The organism is Bradyrhizobium neotropicale (genome assembly GCF_001641695.1).
Classification (GTDB): domain Bacteria; phylum Pseudomonadota; class Alphaproteobacteria; order Rhizobiales; family Xanthobacteraceae; genus Bradyrhizobium; species Bradyrhizobium neotropicale.
Window position 1 is genome coordinate 12,600 of sequence record NZ_LSEF01000095.1, and the last position, 19,978, is coordinate 32,577.

A 19,978-nucleotide genomic window follows, 5' to 3' on the forward strand; every position below is an offset into this window, starting at 1 on the left:
GCCGCTTCGGAGCGATCCGAAGCGGCTGATTGTTCACCTCTCCCCCGCTTGCGGGGAGAGGTCGGATTGCGCCCGGCGATGCGGAGCATCGTCCGGTGCAATCCGGGTGAGGGGGACTCTCCACGAGTCCATCTTTCACCGTCCTTGTGGAGGCTCCCCCTCACCCCGACCCTCTCCCCGCAAGCGGGGCGAGGGAGAAGAGTCAGGTCGCGATGAGCAAGAACGTGATCCGGCGCAAATTACCCGAGCCAAGATCGCCGGTGGAGACTGATCACGAGGCGCGTGACGGTGGCGTGCAGTCGGTTGACCGCGCGCTGTCGATTCTGGAGACTCTGGCCGAGGACGACGAGGGCTATCGCCTCAGCGATCTCGCCGTCCGCACCGGGTTGTCGACCTCGACCGTGCATCGCCTGCTCGCGACGCTGGAAAGCCGCCGCTTCGTGCAGTTCGACCGCGCCCAGTCGAAATGGCATGTCGGCGTTCGCAGCTTCACCGTGGGCGCGAGCTTCGCGCGGCGGCGCAATTTTTCGGCTCAGGCGGTTCCCTATTTACGCAAGCTGCGCGATCTGACCCGCGAGACCGCCAACCTAGCTGTGGTCGACGACGAGTTCATCATCGTGCTGACGCGTATGGAGAGCCGCGAGATCATGCGCTCGCTGACCAAGGTCGGCGGCCGCGTCGCGATGGTCACATCCGGCGTCGGCAAGGCGGTTCTCGCGACCTATTCCGACGAAGATGTCGGCGCCATCATTCGCCATCACGGCATGCCGAGGCTGACCGAGAAGTCGATCGTGCGGCCGAGCGACCTGTTTCGTGAGCTCGGAAGGATCCGCGAGCAAGGCTATGCCATCGACGACGAGGAAGCGCAGATGGGCCTGCGCTGCGTTGCGGCGGTGGTTTACGACGATCGCGCCGAACCGCTCGCCGCGATCTCCGTCTCCGGCATGACCAGCCGCATCACCGACGATCGTTTGCCGGAGATCGGCCGCATCGTGCGCGAGACGGCAACGGAGCTGACGGCGGCGCTGGGTGGCGTGATGCCGCAGAGGGCGTCCTGAGCAGAACCGGGCGGGGTCAGGTGCCCCCGGTCTTGATGACGACGTAGACATACAACGCGAAGGTCGCGACCGAGGCGATTGCAAGCGCAAGGCCGCCAGCGAAGGACAGAGGTTCGAGCTGGGAAGTCCTGTTGCCCGACAGATAGCGCTGGAGCGCAAACAGCAGGAACGGAATTCCGATCAGCAATGATTCGAATTCGACGGCAAGACCGAGGCCTGCCAGCAAGCCCAACCAGCTCGCGACCTGTGCTACCCTTTGGTTCACCGAGCCGATCAGCGCGTTGAGGATCTGTCCGCCGTCGAGCGGGTAGATCGGCAGCAGGTTGGCGGCGTTGATGATCGCAAACATCTGCGCGGCATGGGAGAGATCGGTTCCGCCGCTCGACGGGGACATTGCGAACAGGCCGAGCGTCGGAATCAGGCTGAAGCCCGGTCCCATCAGGGCGACGAAGCCGAGCCGGTCTTCGCTTCCGTAGGCGGTCTTTGGAACGGCGGCGCCGCCGAAGAAGGGGATGAGATAGATGCCGCGGACGCCGACGCCGCACATCAGCATCGCCGCGGCGTGTCCGAGCTCGTGCAGGACGACGACGATCGACAGCAGCAGTCCTTCCTTCCAGCCGAACAGGTAGCAGAAGCTGAGGAATGCCACAGCCGACAGCACCAGCCCGTGATTGGCGAGAACGGCGGCGCGGCTCTGCGTGCCAGCCTCTGCCTCACACTGCTGCTTGATCAGGAGCGCCATCCGGCGCAGGCTGAGCGGATAGATGATGCGGTCGCGAAACGAGCGCACAGTCATTTCGTTGAACACGGTGAGGGACGTTCCCTGTGCCGTCGCCGCCACCCTCATCTCCGATTTGACATTGCGGCCACCCTCCGGCGGCACGGACAGCGCGTGTGGCACCGCCTGCGCGACCAAGACGCCTTGGGCTTCGTCGCGTACGAGCTCGCGCGTGACGGCTTGCGCCCTGGGCAGGCCGCTGACCGAAACGCGCGTCAGCCACAGGTCATCGGCATCAGGCACGGGTTCGCGCGAGATCTCGAGCACGGGTGGGCCGTCCAGCACCATGCGGTCGGCGGTGCTGAAGCGCCACACGGCGTCGCGCGGCGCGTTGACGAGGACGCTGAATTCCAGACTCAGCCGGTCCCGCGCTCTCAGCGCGTCCACGAGCCCCTGCAAGGCATAGAAAGCGATGCGCAACAATTCGATCGGTATGGCGAGCAATCTGAGCATGGTCTGTTGGTCGCAATGGGACGGCGGAAGTTCATGGGAAAACGCATTTGGAGCAGCGCGGTAGAGACCCCGGCTTTGGCGGCGCAGAGGCTGTGCCGGAAAAGCCGCGCGGCGGCGGTTGGGGAAGGAACACTACCCACCCACGAGGCGCCGCCCGTTTCCATGAGGTGATTTCGTCAACCGCCTGATTTGTTGTGATTTTCTTGCGCCCCTTCCACTCCGCGGGAAACAAAACCGATCTCGTTGAGATCACGGCTCGCGCGCCTGATGATCCCGCTCGCGCTAACGCAACCGAGCGAGGTCCGATATGGCGAAGATGCGAGCTGTCGATGCAGCCGTGCGAATTCTGGAGAAGGAAGGCGTCTCGACCGCCTTCGGCGTTCCCGGAGCGGCGATCAATCCGCTTTACTCGGCGCTGAAGAAGCGCGGGTCGATCCGCCACATCCTGGCGCGTCATGTCGAGGGCGCCTCGCACATGGCGGAAGGCTATACGCGCGCCAAGGCCGGCAATATCGGCGTCTGCATCGGCACGTCGGGGCCGGCAGGCACCGACATGATCACCGGGCTCTATTCGGCCATCGCCGATTCCATCCCGATCCTCTGCATCACCGGGCAGGCGCCGCGTGCACGGCTCTACAAGGAGGATTTTCAGGCCGTCGACATCGAGTCGATCGCAAAGCCCGTGACCAAATGGGCGGTCACCGTGCGCGAGCCCGCGCTGGTGCCGCGCGTGTTCAGCCAGGCCTTCCACATCATGCGCTCGGGCCGACCCGGGCCGGTGCTGATCGACATGCCGCTCGACGTGCAGCTCGCCGAGATCGAGTTCGACGACGAGACCTATGAGCCCTTGCCGGTCTACAAGCCGACCGCGACGCGCAAGCAGGTCGAGAAGGCGCTGGAGATGCTGAATGCGGCCGAGCGGCCGCTGATCGTGGCGGGCGGCGGCATCATCAACGCCGACGCCTCGGACCTCCTGGTCGAATTCGCCGAGATCCTGAACGTGCCCGTGGTGCCGACGCTGATGGGGTGGGGTGCGATCCCCGACGATCACGTGCTGATGGCCGGCATGGTGGGCTTGCAGACCAGCCACCGCTACGGCAACGCCACCATGCTCGAATCCGATTTCGTGCTCGGCATCGGCAACCGCTGGGCCAACCGCCACACCGGCTCGATCGAGACGTACACCAAGGGCCGCACCTTCGTGCATGTCGACATTGAACCGACGCAGATCGGGCGCGTGTTCAATCCCGATCTCGGCATCGTCTCGGACGCGAAGGCCGCGCTCGAGCTGTTCGTCACCGTCGCCAGGGAGTGGCGGCGGTCAGGCAGGTTGCGCGAGCGCCAGGCGTGGCCCGCGGCCTGCCGCGATCGCAAGCGTTCGATGCTGCGCAGGAGCCATTTCGACAACGTGCCGATCAAGCCGCAGCGCGTCTATGAGGAGATGACCAAGGCCTTCGGCCGCGACACCTGCTACGTCACCGTGATCGGCCTGTCGCAGATCGCCGGCGCGCAGTTTTTGGGCGTCTACAAGCCGCGCAACTGGATCAATGCGGGCCAGGCGGGTCCGCTTGGTTGGACGCTGCCCGCCGCCCTCGGCGTGCGTGCGGCGTGCCCCGATCGCGACATCGTCGCGCTGTCAGGCGACTATGACTTCCAGTTCCTGATCGAGGAGCTCGCGGTCGGCGCGCAGTTCAATCTGCCCTACATCCACGTCGTCGTGAACAACTCCTATCTCGGCCTGATCCGCCAGGCCCAGCGCGGCTTCGACATGGACTATCACGTCCAGCTCTCCTTCGAGAACATCAACGCGCCCGAGATCGGCGTCTACGGCGTCGACCATGTCGCGGTCGCCGAAGGCCTCGGCTGCAAGGCGATCCGTGTCACCGACCCGAAGGACGCACAGGCCGCGTTCGCGACCGCGCGCGAGCTGATGGCGAAGCACCGCGTTCCCGTCGTCGTCGAGTTCATCCTCGAACGCGTCACCAACATCGCGATGGGCACGGAGATCGACAACATCGTCGAGTTCGAGGAGGTGCTGGATCTGCCGCTCGACGAGGTCGAGAGCACGCGGCCGGGCGCACTCGAGCCGGCGGAATAGGGAGGACAGCATCGTGCCGAAATTTGCCGCCAACCTCACCATGCTCTTCAACGAGATGCCGTTCGTCGACCGCTTTGCAGCGGCGAAAGCGGCGGGCTTCAGTGGGGTCGAATATCTCTTTCCCTATGATTTCGACAAGGCGCTGCTGCGCGAGCAGCTCGAGGCTCACGGGCTGACGCAGGTGCTGCACAATCTCCCGGCTGGCAACTGGGCGGCGGGCGAGCGCGGCATCGCGATCCTGCCCGATCGCGTCAGCGAATTCCGCGACGGCGTGTTCCGCGCCATCGACTATGCCAAGGCGCTCGACTGCGAGCAGCTCAACTGCCTCGTCGGCATCGCGCCTGTCGATGCAGACCCGCGCGAGCTCAATGAGACGCTGGTCGGAAATTTGCGCTTTGCAGCTTCGACGCTGGCGCGGGAGAACATCAAGCTGCTGGTCGAGCCGATCAACACGCTCGACATTCCCGGCTTCTTCCTGAGCGGTACCGAGCAGGCGGTACAGCTCATCTCCGAGGTGCGGTCGAGCAATCTTTTCGTCCAATACGACATCTATCACATGCAGATCATGGAGGGCGATCTCGCCCGCACCATGCAGGAATATCTCGACCGCATCGCCCACATCCAGCTTGCCGACAATCCCGGCCGCCACGAGCCCGGCACGGGCGAGATCAACTATCCCTTCCTGTTTCGCCACCTCGACGCCATCGGCTATCGCGGTTGGATCGGATGCGAATACAAGCCGCGCACCACGACGCTGGAAGGGCTCTCGTGGCATGCGGCGCAGACGTTCGAGACCTGAGAGCGCGGCCACGACGACGGTGTGCTCCCTCTCCCGCTTGCGGGAGAGGGTTGGGGAGAGGGTGTCTCAACGACGAGAATTTCTGAGGCGCGCCGAGAAAATCCCCAAGCGGAGAAAGCCCTCACCCGGCGCTATGCGCCGACCTCTCCCGCACGCGGGAGAGGTGCACCGAGCACGTGATCAATTTCGCTAATACAACTGAGAGAAAGTCAAACCATGATCGATATCGGCTTCATTGGACTTGGCACCATGGGACGGCCGATGGCCGGCCATCTCCAGGCCGCCGGCCATCGGCTGTTCCTGCATGACGTCGCGCCGGTCGCGCCGGAGCTGATCTCGGCTGGCGGCGTTGCCTGCAAATCGGCAAAGCAGGTGGCGGAGGAGGCGGATGCCGTCATCGTCATGGTGCCGGATACGCCGCATGTCGAAGCGGTGCTGTTCGGCAAGGACGGCGTCGCGAGCGGCATCTCGAAGGGCAAGATCGTCGTCGACATGAGCTCGATCTCGCCGCTGGCCACAAAAGAGTTCGCAAAGAAGATCGAGGCGCTCGGCGCGGACTATCTCGACGCGCCGGTCTCCGGCGGCGAAGTTGGTGCCAAGGCGGCGAGCCTCACCATCATGGTCGGCGGTCCCGAGCGTGCCTTCAACACCATGAAGCCGGTCTTCGACAAGATGGGCAAGAACGTCACCCGAGTCGGCGCGAACGGCGATGGCCAGACCACGAAGGTCGCCAACCAGATCATCGTGGCCCTCACGATCGAAGCGGTGGGCGAGGCGCTGCTGTTCGCGTCGAAAGCCGGCGCCGATCCTGCGCTGGTGCGGCAGGCGTTGATGGGCGGCTTTGCCTCGTCGCGGATTCTCGAAGTGCATGGCGAGCGCATGGTGAAGCGCAATTTCGATCCGGGCTTCCGCATCGAGCTGCACCAGAAGGATCTCAACCTCGCGCTCGAAGGCGCGCGTTCGCTGGGGCTTTCGCTGCCGAGCACGGCGGTGGCGCAGCAATTGTTCTCGGCCTGCACCGCGCATGGCGGCAAGGCCTGGGATCATTCGGCGATGGTGCGAGCGCTGGAACTGATGGCGGGTCACGAGATCGGTGCGGCCTGAACAGTTACGCAGTAACGGTTCCCAGTATTTTGGCGTGTCTTTGATCAGTGTGGAACCGGAACTATGACCGGGGCCGCGCGGTTGACGGCGCACAACCAACACTGGAGAAGGACATGAAAACCCGTCTTGCGATTTCGTTGGCTGCCGCGTCGCTGCTGGCATCGAGCGCAGCCTTTGCACAGTCGACGACCGCCGAGGGCGCTGCGAACGGCGCACGCGCGGGCGGCGAGATCGGCGGCCCGGTCGGCGCAATGGTCGGCGGCACCGTGGGTGCGGCCGTCGGCGCCGGCCTCGAAATTCCGAACGCGGTGCTGGGCGGAATCCCGCGCGGCGAGCCGTCGGTCGTGGTGCATGAGCGCGTCGTGGTCGGCGAGCCGCTGCCGCCGACTGTGGTGCTGCGTCCCGTGCCGAACTACACCGAATATCGCTATGCGGTCGTGAATGACCGCCGCGTGATCGTCGAGCCGCGGACGCGCCGCGTCATCAGGATTCTCGACTGATCGCCGCGAGAGTAGGCGAAGACAATCAGGCCCTGCGGAGCATCACTCCGCGGGGCTTTCGCTTGCCACAGTCGTTGCGCCAAAGCGCGCCAAGGTCCAATCGGCCGCAGCGGCAAGTGCAAAGCCGAGGCAGGCTGTGAGCGCATCGACCAAGAAGTCCTCCAGCCGCGCATGCCGTCCCGGCGCCCAGAACTGCATCAGCTCGAGCAGGCCGATCAGGGCCACTGAGAGCGCCGCGACCGCGAGGCGCCGCCGCCGATAGGCGAGGCCGAAGGCCAGCCCGATCAGAATGAAGGCGAGGGCGTGTTCACCATCCTGGCCGAGAGCGGAATGCGGCCGCAGGCCGGGCGGTCCAAGGGTGGCGAAGGTGACGGCGGCTGCAAGGAGCCAGGCAAAAGAACGAAATAAAAGGGACATCCGCGCCGCTTAGCACGGATTTGCAACGGGCTGTTGCGATGCTGGGATCAGATCGCCGTGTAGTTAATGACGAAACGTTAAAGTGGCTCGCGCACGCCTAGGCCGTGCATGAAACGCTCCCTGATTTGCACGGGATCGCGGCGCGTGGTGCCGACGCCCGGCTTGTCGTCGATCCGGGCCGCGATCAGGCTCGGTCCGGAGGCTTCGAGTGCCTCGTCGATCAGGCGCTCGAAATCGTCCTCGTCCGCGGCCCAGCTGCTGTTGGTGAGCCCCGAGCCGGCGGCGATGGCGACGAGGTCGGCGATGCCAGCGGCCGGCGTCGGCTGCGCGCCGGTGATCTGGTAGATGCCGTTGTCCATCACGATCATGGTGAGGTTCTTCGGCTTCAAGGTCGCGATGGTCGAGAGCGTGCCGAGCTGCATCAAAAGCGATCCGTCGCCTTCGAGCGCGAACACGCGGCGGTCGGGCTGCGCAAGCGCCACGCCGAGCGCGATCGGAAAGGCGAGGCCCATGCTGCCCAGCATGTAGAAATTCTGTGGGCGATGGCCGGCGGCCCAGAGGTCGAAATTGGTGTTGCCGATGCCGCCGATCACGGCCTCTTCGTTCTTGAGCTTCGCGATCAGGCGCGAGGTGACATCGAAACGGTTCATCACCTTGGTGTTGCGCGTGTCCATGGCCGGCCTCACTTGTCGAATACCTTGCCGCCGGTCAGCAGCGGGTTGAGGATCAGCGCCACTGGCGCCTGGGTGGTCACGGCCTGCTTGATCGAGCGGTCGACGATGAATTCGAGCTCGTCGAGCCGAGTGATAGTGTGGTGCTCGAGCGCCAGCGAGTCCAGCACCGGGCGCATGGTGCGGCAGACCAGCGACTGGCCGTAGTTGAACTCGCCGAGCGTGCCGCGCTCGGAGACGAACATGATCAGCGGGATCTGGTAGGGCACGGCAAGTGAGGCGAGCACGTTGGCGAGTGTGGCAAAGCCCGACGTCTGCATCAGCACCGCCCCACGCCGGCCACCCATCCAGGCGCCGGAGACGATTCCGACGGCTTCCTCCTCGCGGGCGGTGGCAAAGGTCGTGAAGAAGGGATCGGCGTGCAGGCTCTTGATCAGCGGCGTCAGTACGCGGTCCGGCACGTAAGGCACGAGGCTGATCTCGTTCCGCTTCAGGGTTTGCAGGATGATGCCGTGCCAGGTCGTGTCGGCGGATGCCTTGTCGCTCGACGCCTGGGCCGGCGAGTTATGCTGCTCCGCAATCGCCATTGCGTTCTCCCTTGGGCCCCGCTCCATGTTTCTTGGTCTCTGGCTGTCGCGGCCGCCTTGGTGCCGAACTTGACGCCGCGGGCGGGATTGTCAACATGTCCCGGCCGGCACCGTGATCTGCGCCAGACGGCCTGCCGCGGCTGGCACCGCCATGTCATAAGGAACGACAACGAGAAAAGCGGGAGGACAGCATGGAAGAGCGCGTGCCGCGCCGGCCTTGACGACCTCCCTTGTAGAGCCGGAAGGGTCCTGATGTCCGTCAACAACAAGCGCGTCTTCTACGTCAAATACCTGGCCCATCCGATCTACATCGACATCCTGAAGGCGCGCCCTGACGTCCGGCTCGACCGCATCGAGAACGAAAGCCCCGAAGACTTCTATGCCCCGATCCTCAGTGCGGCGCATGTCTACCAGATCGGCGCGGCCCGCGACGAGCTCGCGCCGCACTTCCACGTCGATGCCGCCCTCCTGAAGCGGACACCGAACCTGTTGCTCGTCTCCAGCAACGGCGCGGGCTTTGACCCCGTCGACGTCGAGGCCTGCACCGCGGCGGGCGTGCTGGTCGTCAACCAGTCCGGCGGCAACGCGCATTCCGTCGCCGAGCATGCGCTGGCGATGATGCTGACGCTGTCCAAGCGCATCATCCAGTCCGACCGCCGTCTGCGTCGCGAGCGCGACGTCAACCGCAACGATCTCGTCGGCAACGAGGTCGAGGGCAAGACCGTCGGCATCGTCGGCCTCGGCAATGTCGGCCGCCGCATCGCCGCGCTGTGCAAGGGGCTGCTCGGCATGAAGGTGCTGGCCTACGATCCGTATCTGTCGGCCGAGGTGATGGCCGAGCGGGGCGGGGAGAAGGTCGAGCTCGACGAACTTCTGCGCCGTGCCGACTTTGTCTCGATCTCCTGTCCGCTGAACAAAGGCAGCCGCGGCATGATCAGCGTGCGCGAATTCGGATTGATGCAGCCGCACGCATATTTCATCACCACCGCGCGCGGCTTCATCCACGACGAGGATGCGCTGCTCCAGGCGCTGCGCGACCAGCGCATCGCGGGTGCCGGCCTCGACGTCTGGTCCAAGGAGCCGCCCCCGCCGGAGCATCCGCTGCTCCAGTTCGACAATGTGCTGGCGAGCCCGCATACTGCCGGCGTCACCAAGGAGGCGCGCCAGAACATGGGCCGGATCGCGGCCGAGCAGGTCCTGGATACGCTCGACGGCAAGCGGCCGCCGCGCATCATCAATCCCGAGGTCTGGCCACGCTATGTGGAGCGATTCCGGCAGGCGTTTGGGGTGCTGCCGGGGTAGCTGACAGGCACACTGTCCACTCGTCATGCCGGGTTCGGCTCTTCGAGCCGCCCCGGAATGACGGAGCAATCAGGGAACCGCGACTCAACTTGATCCGCGTCAAAATCTCCTTTCCCTGTGCGGGCTAAATGGGATTAGAGTGCCGCCGGGGCGGCAGGAGGTCTCATGTCAACTTATGTCGTCAGGTTCATGAAGGACGTGCTCGGCCAATACGGCCGGCAGATCGAGGTTTGCCAGGGCACGCTCGAGATCGACGCCTCCGATGAGGACGAAGCCAGAGAGCGGGCGAAGGCAAAATTCTGCAAGGATCAGGCCTTGCATCACTGGTCCCTGCATGCCGACCGGATCCAGGTGAAAGCGGCTGACTTTCCGTCGTAAGGGCGCGAGCCCGTCTAGCGTCCACTGGACGTTGCCGGCGGCGGCGCGGTCGCGCCGGCGCCGAGCGAGCGCTGCACCATGACAGTGTCTGACCAGCGGCCGTTGCGATACGCGACGCCGCAGAGGAGGCCAACGCGGCCAAAGCCAAACCTTTCGTGCAGCGTCAGCGAGGGCGCGTTGTCGGCATCGATATAGCCGATCATCTGGCGGAATCCGGCCGCTGCGCAGGCGTCGATCAACTCCTGGAGCAACAGCCGCCCGACGCCGCGTCCGAGATGCTCGTGGTGGACGTAGATCGAGTGTTTCGCCGTGTAGCGATAGGCCGGGCGCTTGCGGAACAGCACCGCATAGGCGTAGCCGACGACCTCGCCGCGAAAGGTCGCGACGAGGTGCGGCAGGCGGGTCTGCTTCAGGTTTTTGCGCCGGTCGCGCAGATCGTCGGGCTCGGGCGCGCCGGTTCCCTCGACATCGCGCGGCACGCCGTGGCGGACGTGATGGCGGTAGATCGCCAGCATCGCCTCGACATCGCCCTCGCGTGAGGGCCGGACCAGGACCGGCTCGTCATCCGCGCGCATCACGCTCGTTCCGTTCATCGGCGGCTACTCGGCGACGACGTAGGTATAGAGTCCGATGCGGCCGGCGGCATCGATCTCCTTGTAGACGCCCTGGATCTCGACCTCGAAACCCGGAAACGTGTTGAAGCAGGTCTCGAACATCTTGAGATAATCGATCATGGGCTTGGCCCGTTCCGTCAGCCGCTCGCCGGGCACGATGGTGGCGATGCCGGGCGGATAGACCACGAAGGGCGTGGTCGCGATGCGCCCCGCGATCGCCTCGATCGGCAGATAGTCGACGTCGTTGCGGATCAGGCGTCGCGCCGCGTCGCGCGGCGACATTGCGATCTCCGGCAGATGCTCGGGCAGGAACTGCCGTGCCTGCAGCGCGCTGACGTCGGCCTTGCGGAAGAAGCGGTGCATCTCGGCGCAGAGATCGCGCAGCCGCACGCCGGCATAGCGCGCCTGCCGCCGCTGATAGAATTCCGGAATGGCATCGGCCAGCAGCGCATTGTCGTCGTGCAGCTTCTTGAAGGCGACTAGGCCTGAGATCAGCGTGCCGGCCTTGCTCGCCTCGACGCCCGGCGTGAGCAGGAAGAGCAGGGAGTTGAGGTCGTTCTTCTCGGGGACGATGCGGTTCTCGCGCAGGAATTGCGCGACGACCGGGGCGGGTATGCCATGTTCCGCATAGGCGCCGGTGGTGCGGTCGAAGCCGGGGGTGAGCAGCGTCAGCTTGTTCGGATCGGTCATGGCAAAGCCTTCGGTCATGCCCGGAAAGCCGTGCCAGGTGTTGTCGGGGGAGAGCTGCCACAGAGCGGGATTGGTGGCGAGCTCATCGGTCGAGAGCGTCTCCCAGGCGACGTTGTGCACGGCGCCGGGGCGGCTGACATCGGGAATGGCAATGCGATCGGGGACGAAGGGTTCGAAGAACCAGCGCCGTTCCGGGTTCTGCTCCTTCTCCTCGAACTCGCGGCCCATGGCGCGGATCTTCTTGCGCAGCTCGATGCCGAGCCGGATCGTGTCGTCCCACAACACTTCGCCGGAGCGGCCCTTCATCATCTGCGCGCCGACGTCGAGGGAGGCAAACAGCGGATAGAACGGCGAGGTCGAGGCGTGCTGCATGAAGCTCTCGTTGAAGCGGCGGTGCTCGACGCGCCGCTTCTGGCCGCGGATATGACGGTCGCGGATGTGGATCTGCGAGGCCTGCGAGAAACTGGCAAGCTGCTTGTGGGTCGACTGCGTCGCGATGATGCCGGGGGCATCGGGCGAAAGGTTCGACAGCCCCATCGCGAAGCGGCCGGCATAGAGCGGGTGGAACTTCATGAAGCCGGCCCAAGCCTCGTCGAACAGGATGTACTCGCAGAGATGGCCGATGCGCTTCAGGATCATCTCGGCGCTGTGGATCGTGCCGTCATAGGTGCACTGCTCGACCACGGCGACGCGGAACGGCCGTTCCTTGCGCCAGGCGTCGCGGTCCTCGACCAGCGGATGGTTGCGGATCGCCTCGCGCAGGGCCTTCTCGTCCAGCGCGTCCCAGCGCATCGGGCCGATCAGGCCCCAGGCGTTGCGGATGGTCGGGATATAGACGGGAATGCCGCCGTTGATCATCAGCGCGCCGTGATGGGCGGCCTTGTGGTTGTTGCGGTCGAACAGCACGAGATCGCCGTCGGTGACGAGCGCGCCGAGCGCGACCTTGTTGGAGGTCGAGGTGCCGTTGAGCACGAAATAGGTCTTCTCCGCGCCGAAGATCTGGGCGGCCTCCTTCTGCGCCTTCAGCGCCGGGCCTTCATGGGTGAGGAGGTCGCCGAGGTCGAGCACCGAATTGTCGAGGTCGTCGCGGAACACGGACTCGCCGAGATGCTCGACGAAGACGCGGCCGATCGGGCTGCGGCTGTAGAACATGCCGCCATTGTGGCCCGGGCAGGTCCAGAGCTGGTTGCCTTCCTCGGCATAGTCGACCAGCGCGCCGAAGAACGGCGTCTTCAATGTCTCCGCATATTGCTTGAGCCGGCTGATCAGGTTCTTGGCGATGAAGGGCGGGGTCTCCTCGGAGAGGAAGACGTAGCCGTCGATGAAGTCGAGCACCTCGACCGGAAGGTCCTCGAACCGCTTGCGCCGAATCAGGAGGATGATCGGGAAGTCGAGACCGCGGCGACGCATCAGGTTGATCAGCGCCGACGTCTTGCCCTCGAGGCCCTTCTTGCCCCAGTCGACCACCATGCAGCCGATCGCGGCATCTGTCTGCACCGCGATCTCGGCGTCCTCCAGCTTGCGGGCCCGGACCACTTCGAAGCCGGAGCGCTGGATCTCCTCGATGATCTGGTTGAAGCGGATGCCTTCGAGGTCGTCGGCGTCGAACACCGGCGCGGCGAAGAGGAAGTTGAAGCGCTTGAAATAGTCCATGTCAGGTCCCGAATGTGCCAGAGCGACAGGTCTCGGCACATTCGATGACAGTTCTATGACAACGGCGGCCGGCCGGCGTTTTTGCCAGTCACGACGCGGAGAGAGGCGTCCGCTAGCGCTTCGCCTCGCCGAACACCACCGTCGGCACAGCGCGATTGACGATCTCGCGCAGCGCGAAGCTCGATTGCACCCGCGCCACGCGCGGCAGCCGTGACAGCTCGGTGCGGTGGATGCGCTCGAAATCCTGGATGTCGCGGGCAAGCACGATGAGGATGTAGTCGTCGGTGCCGGACATCAGGAAGCAGCGCACGACGGAGGGGCACTTCACCACCTCCGCCTCGAAGGCCTTCAGCGCGTCATCGCTCTGGCTCTCCAGCGCGATGCGGACCAGCACCGTAATGGTAAGGCCGAATTGGGTCAGATCGAGCGCGGCCTGATAGGCCTGGATATAGCCATCGTCCTCCAACGCCTTCTGTCGCCGCGCCAGCGCCGTGCTCGACAGGCCGACTTTGTTGGCCAGCTCGGTGTGGCTGGCCCGCGCATTGGTGGTGAGTTCCGCAAGGATCGCGAGGTCTTTCCGGTCGAGGGCCAAGGTTTCGTTTCCAGCGTGAAAGGGCGCTTCCGCGCCGGAAACCGGCGCCGGGACCACGAAACTAGCGGATATTCGCCTGAAACCAAACCGCGCCTGCCGCTACGATCAACAAAAGAATCAACAGGTTGGCAGAGGAGCTCGCGATGCGCGTCGGTGTCCCCAGGGAGATCAAGGTGCAGGAATATCGCGTCGGGCTCACCCCGGGCGCCGTTCGCGAATATGTCGCGGCGGGGCACCATGTCACGGTCGAAACCGGCGCCGGTGGCGGCATCGGCGCCTCCGACGAGGTCTACCAGCGGGCAGGGGCCACGATCGCCGCGAGCGCCCGCGAGATATTCGCCAAGTCCGACATGATCGTGAAGGTGAAGGAGCCGCAACGAAGCGAATGGGCCCAGCTCCGTGAAAGCCAGATCCTTTTTACTTATCTCCATCTCGCGCCGGATCCCGAACAGGCCAAGGGCTTGCTCGCTTCCGGTTGCACCGCGATCGCCTATGAAACGGTCACGGACGCGAATGGGCACCTCCCCCTGCTCGCGCCGATGAGCGAAGTCGCCGGCCGCCTCGCCATCGAGGCCGCCGGCGCTGCGCTCAAGCGTTCGGCCGGCGGCCGCGGCTTGCTCCTGGGCGGCGTGCCCGGTGTGCAGCCGGCGCGGCTCGTCGTGCTCGGCGGCGGCGTGGTGGGAACGCAGGCCGCCCGCATGGCGGCGGGGCTTGGTGCCGAAGTCACGGTGATCGATCGCTCAGTTCCTCGTCTGCGCCAACTGGATGATGTTTTTCTCGGGCGGGTGCGTACTCGCTTTTCGACCATCGAGGCGGTCGAGGAGGAGGTGTTCGCCGCCGACGTCGTGATCGGCGCGGTGCTGGTGCCCGGTGCCAGTGCGCCAAAACTCGTGACGCGCGCGATGCTGAAATCGATGAAGCCGGGCGCCGTGCTGGTCGACGTTGCGATCGACCAGGGCGGCTGCTTCGAGACCTCGCATCCGACCACGCACGCTGATCCGACCTACGAGGTCGACGGCATCGTGCATTATTGCGTCGCCAACATGCCGGGCGCGGTGCCGGTGACCTCGAGCCAGGCGCTGAACAATGCGACGCTGCCGTTCGGACTGATGCTCGCCAACAAGGGCTTTGCCGCGGTGTTGGAGAATCCGCACCTTCGCAACGGTCTCAACGTGCATCGCGGCCGCATCACCAACAAGGCGGTCGCGGAGAGTCTCGGGCTGGACTTCGCACCGGTGGAGAGCGGGCTGGCGGCGTAGAGACGCCGCTTACGCCGGCTTGCGGTAGCGGCTGCCGAGCGCGGCTTCGATCGTCTCCGGCCGCCTGATGCGCTCGATCAGCATGTCGATGCGGTCGCCGCCCCAGAATAGCTCGCCGTTGAATACCATGGTGGGAACGCCGAACACGCCGAGCGCTTCGGCCTCGTCGATGATGCGGTCGTGCTCGGCGCGTGCGGGGCCGCGGACGTAACTTTCGAATTCGCTCGCCGAGCCGCCGCACGCGGTAATGATGCCCGTAATTTCCGAGAGGTCGTCGATCTCGAGCTCATGGCTCCAGAAGCGGCGGAATACCGTTTCGTGGTAGGGGCGGAAGAAGCCGTGGGCTTGCGCGAACAGCATGCCGACGCTGGAATAGAAGGCATCGTAGATCCTCCGCGGACCTTTCATGATCAGGCCTTGCGCATTGGCAAAGCGCCGCGCGTCCATATAGGCGTAACGCACCTTGCGCCAGAAATGCGGCGTGCGCTCCTCGACCGTCCCCATGAATTCGGCAACCCGCAGCGTGTAGGGCAGCCATTCCGACTCGACGCCGTGCATCTCCTCGAGCTCGAACAGGCGCTTGTTGGCCACGAATGCGTAGGGGCTCTTGTAGTCGGTATAGATACGGACGCGCGGCTTGGGCATGGGCGGCTTCCTTTCGAACGCACGGCGCTATCAGCAAGGTGAAGGTGAGTGCCGCAAGCTCCGTCATTGCGAGCACAGCGAAGCAATCCAGAGTGCCGCCGCGGAAAGGTACTGGATTGCTTCGCTGCGCTCGCAATGACGATGGGTGAGAGCGAACGCTGCTACTTCGGTAATTCTGCGTGGGATAGGTGCTTCACTCCTTCGTCAGCTTGTATTGGCCGAGATCCGGGTCATGCGTCATGCGCCAGTAGTCGACGAAGCGCCATGGCATGGCCGAGAACACGCGACCGCTGCTGTTGCGGTAGTAGGTGGTCATCCCCGGATGGGTCCAGATCATCGCCTCGTGCTCGGCGTCGACCTTGCGGACGTAATCGTCGAGCACGTCCTGGTGGACGTCGATGGCGGCGACGTCGTGCTCGATCATGTCGACCAGACAGGCCGAGATGTAGCGGCTCTGGCATTCCGACTGGAAGATGACGCTGCCGCCATGGGCGGGGCCGGAGTTCGGACCGAGCATGCAGAAGAAGTTTGGAAAGCCGGGCACGGTGAGGCCGAGGAACGCGGTTGGATTGTCGTTGCTCCAGGCGGCCCGCAAATCCTTGCCGTCGCGACCGGTGATGTTGAGACGCGCGGCCATCTCCGTGACCTTGAAACCGGTCGCGATCACGATGATGTCGGCAGGGCGGTGCTCGCCGTCGGCGGTGACGATGCCGTCGTGGTCGAAATGATCGATCGCGTCGGTGACGAGCTCGACATTGTCGCGTGTCAGCGTCTTGAACCAGCTATTGTCGAGCAGGATGCGCTTGCCATAGGGCGGATAGGTCGGCACGCATTTCGCGATCAGGTCGGGGCGATCCTGCAACTCGGACAGGATGAAGTCGGTCAGCTCCTGGCGGTGCCGGTCGTTGCCCTTGTTGACGGCGCGCTCCGGATGGGGCCAGGCCGGGTCCTTGCGCAGGAAGGGCAACAGTCCGTCGCCGTAACGCCAGAACATGTTGAAGCGGTACCACTGCACGTAGAACGGCAGATGGGCGAGCAGCCAGCGTGCGCCCTCGGTGATCGGGTCGGAATAGCCGTTGACCGGCCGCGCCCATTGCGCCGTGCGCTGATAGACCGTGACGGAAGCGACGCGGCCGGCGATCGACGGCACCAGCTGCATCGAGGTCGCGCCGGTGCCGATCACGGCGACATGCTTGCCGTCGAGCTTGATGTCACCCGACCACAGCGCCGAATGCAGGATCGTTCCCTTGAAGTCGTTCTCGCCCTTGAAGCGGGCGCGGGAAGGATCGTTGAGCTGGCCGATGGCTGAGACCAGCGCGGTGGATTCCAAGGTCTCCTCGCCGTTCCTGGTCTTGAGCGTGGAGATCCAGCGTCGCTTGCCCTCATCCCAGCGTGATGACGTCAGCTCGGTGTTGACGCGCAAATGCTTGCGAATGCCGTATTCATCGGCGACCTTTTTGAGATATCCGAGTAGCTCCTCGCGCTGGCAGAAATAGCGTGTCCACGCATTGCGGGAACCGAAGGAGTAGGAATAGGAGTGGTTCGGCGTATCGACGCCGCAGCCGGGATAGCGGTTGATCCACCAGGTGCCGCCGAGCTCGTCGTTCTTCTCGACGATGGTGTAGGGGATGCCGAGGTGGCCGAGCGCCACGCCGAGCGCGATGGCGCAGACACCGGCGCCGACGATTAGGATGTGCTGCTGCGCAAGCTTGTCGCCGGAGGGACGTTCGGTCCAGCGCGCCTCGCGCGGCACAAAACCCATCTCCTCGCGCATCAAGGGCGCATATTCCGGCGCGACGTTTTCGCCAAGGCAGGCGCGCATCATCTTCAACAGCAGTTCCTCGCCGGGGTCGGTGATGACAGGCTTCGGCGTGCCATCGGCGAAGAGTTTGACGACCGCGGCGCGGATTTCGTCCTGGACCTCCCCGGGCACGCCGGCGTCGGGATCGGGAATGAGGCGGATGTCGCGCTTGGGCAGATAGGGCGGCTCGAGCCAGCGCTCATCGCCCGTCATGTGCACGAGCACCATCAGCAGGCAGCGGATATCGCCCTCGGCGATGGTCGAGGCGAGATCGAGCGGCCTGTGCGGAGATTCGATATTCATGGCTTGTCCTGATCTCCGGGTGCATTGAAGAGGCCGCGCGTCATCAGCTTGCGATAGGCGGAGATGACGTGCTCGGGCACGGCGGTGACGCCCTCGGCCGAATAGGAATAGCGCCGGCTGAGATAGCCGCGCGAGCCCATCAGCATATGGACGATGGCTTCGAACTCCTCGTCGCTATAGTCCTCGATCGCGCCGGCAAGCCGCGCGCGGCGCAGGATGCGCACATAGGCGGTCGAAATGTTGTCGAGATGTTTCAGGTAACCCGTGGGCGCGAAGAACTCGGCCTCGTTGAGGATGCGCAGGAATTCGGGCACCTCGCGGATGAAATCGAAGAAGGCGGCGAAGCGCTCGATCTCCTGCCGCGCCGCATCCGCCGTGCCGGTGCGGGCGCGGATGAACTCGACCATGTCGAGGCCGATCTTGGGTAGGAGCTGGTCGAGCAGCTCCTGGCGGTTCTCGAAATGATTGTAGAAGGTGCCTTGGGCGACGCCGGCCTGCTCGGTGATGCGGGCGACGGAGGCTTCGGCATAGCCATATTTGCCGACGACCTTGGTCGCGGCATCAAAGATCTTCTGCTTGGTCCAGGCGTTGCGCTCGACCCGGTTGAGCTTCGTCACCTTTGCGGTCGTGTCTACCTGCGTCATTCGGAGGTCTCCAGCTCGGCGCGCAGCACGCGCTTGAGGATCTTGCCGCTGGGATTGCGCGGCAGGCTGTCGCGGATGATGAGCTGTTTCGGCACCTTGAAGCTCGCGAGCCGCGCGCGGCAGTGTTCGGTGAGGGCAGGGAGTTCGAGGCTCGCGCCTTCGGCCAGCACGACGATTGCGACCGGCTTCTCGCCCCAGCGCGCATCGCGCAGGCCGATCACCGCGACCTCGCGCACCTCTGACAGTTCGTAGATGACGCGCTCGACCTCTGAGGAAGCGATGTTCTCGCCGCCGGAGATGATCATGTCCTTCTTGCGGTCGGTCAGATACAGAAAGCCCTCGTCGTCGAGATAGCCGACATCGCCGCTGCGGAACCAGTCGCCGAAGAAGGCTGCGGCGGTCTTCTCCGGATCCTTCCAGTAGCCGCGCGTGATCTTCGGCCCGCGCAGGCAGATCTCGCCGTCGACGTTCGGCGGCAGCTCATTGCCGGCCTCGTCGCGGATCTCGATCTCGACGTGAGCGATGGCGCGGCCCGTGGAGCCGATCTTCTCGATCTCGCGGCCAGCGTCCATGAAGGTATCGCCACCCACCGTCTCGGTGAGGCCATAGGCATCGATGTAGCGCGCATTGCGGAAGTAATCGGAGAAGGCGCGGATGCGAACCTCCGGCGTCTTCTCGCCGCCGCCGATCGCCCATTTCAGAGTTGAGACGTCGTAGCGTTCGCGAGTGGGGCAGGTGAGGATCGCGGTGGTCATGACCGGCGCCAACCAGGCTGCGTTGAGCCTGTCCTCGGCGATGGCCGCGAGCGCCGTCTCCGGCTCGAAGTTGCGCTGGATCGAGATGAAGCCGCCATGCCAGAGCACGGCGATGCCGGGCAGGTCGAGCGCGCCGACATGATAGAGCGGGCCGACGACGAGAAGCCGCGTGTTGGCGCTGAGGCCGAGTGCGATCGTCTGGTCGGCCGATTTCCAGTAGAAATTTTCGTAGGTGAGCATCACCCCCTTGGGACGGTCGGTGGTGCCCGAGGTGTACATCAGCCGCATCAGGTCGGACGGCGCGCGGATATGCATCGGCGCGGCCGGCGCGTCACCCGCAAGGCGCGTGACGCTCTGCTGAGCTACCTCATTGAGCACGACGATCGCCGCCCCTGTGGCATTCGCAACCAATTCCTCATCGACGATCAGGATGCGTGCGCCGGCATTGCCGGCGATGTAGCCGACCTCGTCGCGGGAGAGGCGGAAGTTGATCGGCAGGAACACCCCGCCGAGATGGCTGGTGGCGAAGACAAGCTCGAGGAAGGCCGCGCTGTTCTTCATCAGCACGGCCACGACATCGCCAGCGCCGATGCCCTGCGCGGCGAGCCAGCCGGCCACTTGCTGGATGCGCGCATCGAACGTCGCGTAGGAGATCTCCTCGCCGCGATATTTCAGTGCGGGCCGCGCCGGCGTCCGCCGGGCATGAAAGGCGATGAAGCTCGAAAGATTGATCATTTTCCCGGTTTCGGGCCGCTTGCCGGCCTCGCTTCCTCCTTCGATGAATTCTGACTCGTAATTCATCTTTGGCTTGACGTCACCCCCCTTGCTCTGAAATTGTTGGGAACACGGAGACGAGACGATCTCCGGCAAGGGACTG

At 64.8% G+C, this 19,978-nt stretch carries 19 protein-coding genes; 8 read left to right on the forward strand and 11 right to left on the reverse strand.

Annotated features, from left to right (window positions below; all coding sequences use genetic code 11):
* Nucleotides 1–212 precede the first annotated feature (212 nt).
* Nucleotides 213–1,058 (forward strand): IclR family transcriptional regulator, encoded by an 846-nt coding sequence (locus AXW67_RS32420; protein ID WP_063681201.1) that lies wholly within the window; start codon nucleotides 213–215, stop codon nucleotides 1,056–1,058.
* A gap of 16 nt (nucleotides 1,059–1,074) precedes the next feature.
* On the opposite strand, the gene AXW67_RS32425 is transcribed toward AXW67_RS32420, so the two are convergent.
* Entirely contained in the window at nucleotides 1,075–2,289 is a 1,215-nt protein-coding gene (locus AXW67_RS32425; RefSeq protein ID WP_063681202.1) for a metalloprotease, read from the reverse strand.
* 307 nt (nucleotides 2,290–2,596) lie between these two features.
* Here AXW67_RS32425 and gcl point away from each other — a divergent pair, with 307 nt between their 5' ends.
* The 4 genes from gcl to AXW67_RS32445 all read left to right on the forward strand — a co-directional run bounded on the left by gcl (nucleotide 2,597) and on the right by AXW67_RS32445 (nucleotide 6,790).
* Complete coding sequence (gcl, locus tag AXW67_RS32430) at nucleotides 2,597–4,387, forward strand: glyoxylate carboligase (RefSeq protein ID WP_063681203.1); 1,791 nt, start codon at nucleotides 2,597–2,599, stop codon at nucleotides 4,385–4,387.
* A gap of 13 nt (nucleotides 4,388–4,400) precedes the next feature.
* Nucleotides 4,401–5,186, forward strand: coding sequence for a hydroxypyruvate isomerase (hyi, locus tag AXW67_RS32435; RefSeq protein WP_063681204.1), 786 nt, complete (start codon nucleotides 4,401–4,403; stop codon nucleotides 5,184–5,186).
* 216 nt (nucleotides 5,187–5,402) lie between these two features.
* Nucleotides 5,403–6,290: a 2-hydroxy-3-oxopropionate reductase gene (locus AXW67_RS32440; RefSeq protein WP_063681205.1), complete on the forward strand. Its 888-nt coding sequence runs from the start codon at nucleotides 5,403–5,405 to the stop codon at nucleotides 6,288–6,290.
* A gap of 113 nt (nucleotides 6,291–6,403) precedes the next feature.
* A complete protein-coding gene (locus AXW67_RS32445; RefSeq protein ID WP_027554793.1) occupies nucleotides 6,404–6,790 on the forward strand; it encodes a DUF1236 domain-containing protein in 387 nt (128 codons plus the stop codon).
* A 42-nt stretch (nucleotides 6,791–6,832) separates the two neighbouring features.
* Here AXW67_RS32445 and AXW67_RS32450 read toward each other — a convergent pair whose 3' ends face one another.
* From AXW67_RS32450 to AXW67_RS32460, 3 genes are all read right to left on the reverse strand, one after another.
* Nucleotides 6,833–7,207, reverse strand: a complete 375-nt coding sequence (locus tag AXW67_RS32450) for a VanZ family protein (RefSeq protein ID WP_063681206.1) — start codon at nucleotides 7,205–7,207, stop codon at nucleotides 6,833–6,835.
* Nucleotides 7,208–7,284: 77 nt separating this feature from the next.
* Nucleotides 7,285–7,881, reverse strand: coding sequence for a thiamine pyrophosphate-dependent enzyme (locus AXW67_RS32455; protein ID WP_027554795.1), 597 nt, complete (start codon nucleotides 7,879–7,881; stop codon nucleotides 7,285–7,287).
* Between the two features lie 8 nt (nucleotides 7,882–7,889).
* Nucleotides 7,890–8,465 carry a thiamine pyrophosphate-binding protein gene (locus AXW67_RS32460; RefSeq protein ID WP_063681207.1) on the reverse strand — a complete coding sequence of 192 codons (576 nt, stop codon included), beginning with the start codon at nucleotides 8,463–8,465 and terminating at the stop codon, nucleotides 7,890–7,892.
* 252 nt (nucleotides 8,466–8,717) lie between these two features.
* On the opposite strand from AXW67_RS32460, the gene AXW67_RS32465 reads away from it, so the two are divergent.
* Complete coding sequence (locus AXW67_RS32465) at nucleotides 8,718–9,767, forward strand: hydroxyacid dehydrogenase (protein ID WP_063681208.1); 1,050 nt, start codon at nucleotides 8,718–8,720, stop codon at nucleotides 9,765–9,767.
* 165 nt (nucleotides 9,768–9,932) lie between these two features.
* The gene (locus AXW67_RS43365; protein ID WP_063681209.1) at nucleotides 9,933–10,145 is read left to right on the forward strand and encodes a hypothetical protein; all 213 of its coding nucleotides are present in this window, start codon (nucleotides 9,933–9,935) and stop codon (nucleotides 10,143–10,145) included.
* A gap of 14 nt (nucleotides 10,146–10,159) precedes the next feature.
* On the opposite strand, the gene AXW67_RS32475 is transcribed toward AXW67_RS43365, so the two are convergent.
* The 3 genes from AXW67_RS32475 to AXW67_RS32485 form a co-directional block, all read right to left on the reverse strand.
* Entirely contained in the window at nucleotides 10,160–10,738 is a 579-nt protein-coding gene (locus AXW67_RS32475; RefSeq protein WP_063681210.1) for a GNAT family N-acetyltransferase, read from the reverse strand.
* Nucleotides 10,739–10,744: 6 nt separating this feature from the next.
* Nucleotides 10,745–13,102, reverse strand: a complete 2,358-nt coding sequence (locus AXW67_RS32480) for an Orn/Lys/Arg family decarboxylase (RefSeq protein WP_063681211.1) — start codon at nucleotides 13,100–13,102, stop codon at nucleotides 10,745–10,747.
* A gap of 112 nt (nucleotides 13,103–13,214) precedes the next feature.
* Complete coding sequence (locus AXW67_RS32485) at nucleotides 13,215–13,694, reverse strand: Lrp/AsnC family transcriptional regulator (RefSeq protein ID WP_027554801.1); 480 nt, start codon at nucleotides 13,692–13,694, stop codon at nucleotides 13,215–13,217.
* A 143-nt stretch (nucleotides 13,695–13,837) separates the two neighbouring features.
* On the opposite strand from AXW67_RS32485, the gene ald reads away from it, so the two are divergent.
* Complete coding sequence (gene ald, locus AXW67_RS32490; RefSeq protein ID WP_063681252.1) at nucleotides 13,838–14,953, forward strand: alanine dehydrogenase; 1,116 nt, start codon at nucleotides 13,838–13,840, stop codon at nucleotides 14,951–14,953.
* 9 nt (nucleotides 14,954–14,962) lie between these two features.
* Here the strand turns inward: ald and AXW67_RS32495 are convergent, their stop codons facing one another.
* From AXW67_RS32495 to AXW67_RS32510, 4 genes are all read right to left on the reverse strand, one after another.
* The gene (locus tag AXW67_RS32495) at nucleotides 14,963–15,598 is read right to left on the reverse strand and encodes a 2-hydroxychromene-2-carboxylate isomerase (RefSeq protein ID WP_063681212.1); all 636 of its coding nucleotides are present in this window, start codon (nucleotides 15,596–15,598) and stop codon (nucleotides 14,963–14,965) included.
* 193 nt (nucleotides 15,599–15,791) lie between these two features.
* Nucleotides 15,792–17,702: a flavin-containing monooxygenase gene (locus AXW67_RS32500; protein ID WP_063681213.1), complete on the reverse strand. Its 1,911-nt coding sequence runs from the start codon at nucleotides 17,700–17,702 to the stop codon at nucleotides 15,792–15,794.
* Nucleotides 17,699–18,346: a TetR/AcrR family transcriptional regulator gene (locus tag AXW67_RS32505; RefSeq protein WP_063681214.1), complete on the reverse strand. Its 648-nt coding sequence runs from the start codon at nucleotides 18,344–18,346 to the stop codon at nucleotides 17,699–17,701. The genes AXW67_RS32500 and AXW67_RS32505 overlap by 4 nt, the downstream gene beginning before the upstream one ends.
* Nucleotides 18,343–19,836 (reverse strand): AMP-binding protein, encoded by a 1,494-nt coding sequence (locus AXW67_RS32510; RefSeq protein ID WP_063681253.1) that lies wholly within the window; start codon nucleotides 19,834–19,836, stop codon nucleotides 18,343–18,345. Before AXW67_RS32510 ends, AXW67_RS32505 begins: the two co-directional genes overlap by 4 nt.
* Nucleotides 19,837–19,978: the final 142 nt, after the last annotated feature.

Coding starts and splice junctions, on each gene's coding strand:
- AXW67_RS32420 (WP_063681201.1), top strand. CDS start 213: ATGAGCAAGAACGTGATCCGGCGCAAATTACCCGAGCCAAGATCGCCG.
- AXW67_RS32425 (WP_063681202.1), bottom strand. CDS start 2,289: ATGCTCAGATTGCTCGCCATACCGATCGAATTGTTGCGCATCGCTTTC.
- gcl (WP_063681203.1), top strand. CDS start 2,597: ATGGCGAAGATGCGAGCTGTCGATGCAGCCGTGCGAATTCTGGAGAAG.
- AXW67_RS32440 (WP_063681205.1), top strand. CDS start 5,403: ATGATCGATATCGGCTTCATTGGACTTGGCACCATGGGACGGCCGATG.
- AXW67_RS32445 (WP_027554793.1), top strand. CDS start 6,404: ATGAAAACCCGTCTTGCGATTTCGTTGGCTGCCGCGTCGCTGCTGGCA.
- AXW67_RS32450 (WP_063681206.1), bottom strand. CDS start 7,207: ATGTCCCTTTTATTTCGTTCTTTTGCCTGGCTCCTTGCAGCCGCCGTC.
- AXW67_RS32455 (WP_027554795.1), bottom strand. CDS start 7,881: ATGGACACGCGCAACACCAAGGTGATGAACCGTTTCGATGTCACCTCG.
- AXW67_RS32460 (WP_063681207.1), bottom strand. CDS start 8,465: ATGGCGATTGCGGAGCAGCATAACTCGCCGGCCCAGGCGTCGAGCGAC.
- AXW67_RS32465 (WP_063681208.1), top strand. CDS start 8,718: ATGTCCGTCAACAACAAGCGCGTCTTCTACGTCAAATACCTGGCCCAT.
- AXW67_RS43365 (WP_063681209.1), top strand. CDS start 9,933: ATGTCAACTTATGTCGTCAGGTTCATGAAGGACGTGCTCGGCCAATAC.
- AXW67_RS32475 (WP_063681210.1), bottom strand. CDS start 10,738: ATGAACGGAACGAGCGTGATGCGCGCGGATGACGAGCCGGTCCTGGTC.
- AXW67_RS32480 (WP_063681211.1), bottom strand. CDS start 13,102: ATGGACTATTTCAAGCGCTTCAACTTCCTCTTCGCCGCGCCGGTGTTC.
- ald (WP_063681252.1), top strand. CDS start 13,838: ATGCGCGTCGGTGTCCCCAGGGAGATCAAGGTGCAGGAATATCGCGTC.
- AXW67_RS32495 (WP_063681212.1), bottom strand. CDS start 15,598: ATGCCCAAGCCGCGCGTCCGTATCTATACCGACTACAAGAGCCCCTAC.
- AXW67_RS32500 (WP_063681213.1), bottom strand. CDS start 17,702: ATGAATATCGAATCTCCGCACAGGCCGCTCGATCTCGCCTCGACCATC.
- AXW67_RS32505 (WP_063681214.1), bottom strand. CDS start 18,346: ATGACGCAGGTAGACACGACCGCAAAGGTGACGAAGCTCAACCGGGTC.
- AXW67_RS32510 (WP_063681253.1), bottom strand. CDS start 19,836: ATGATCAATCTTTCGAGCTTCATCGCCTTTCATGCCCGGCGGACGCCG.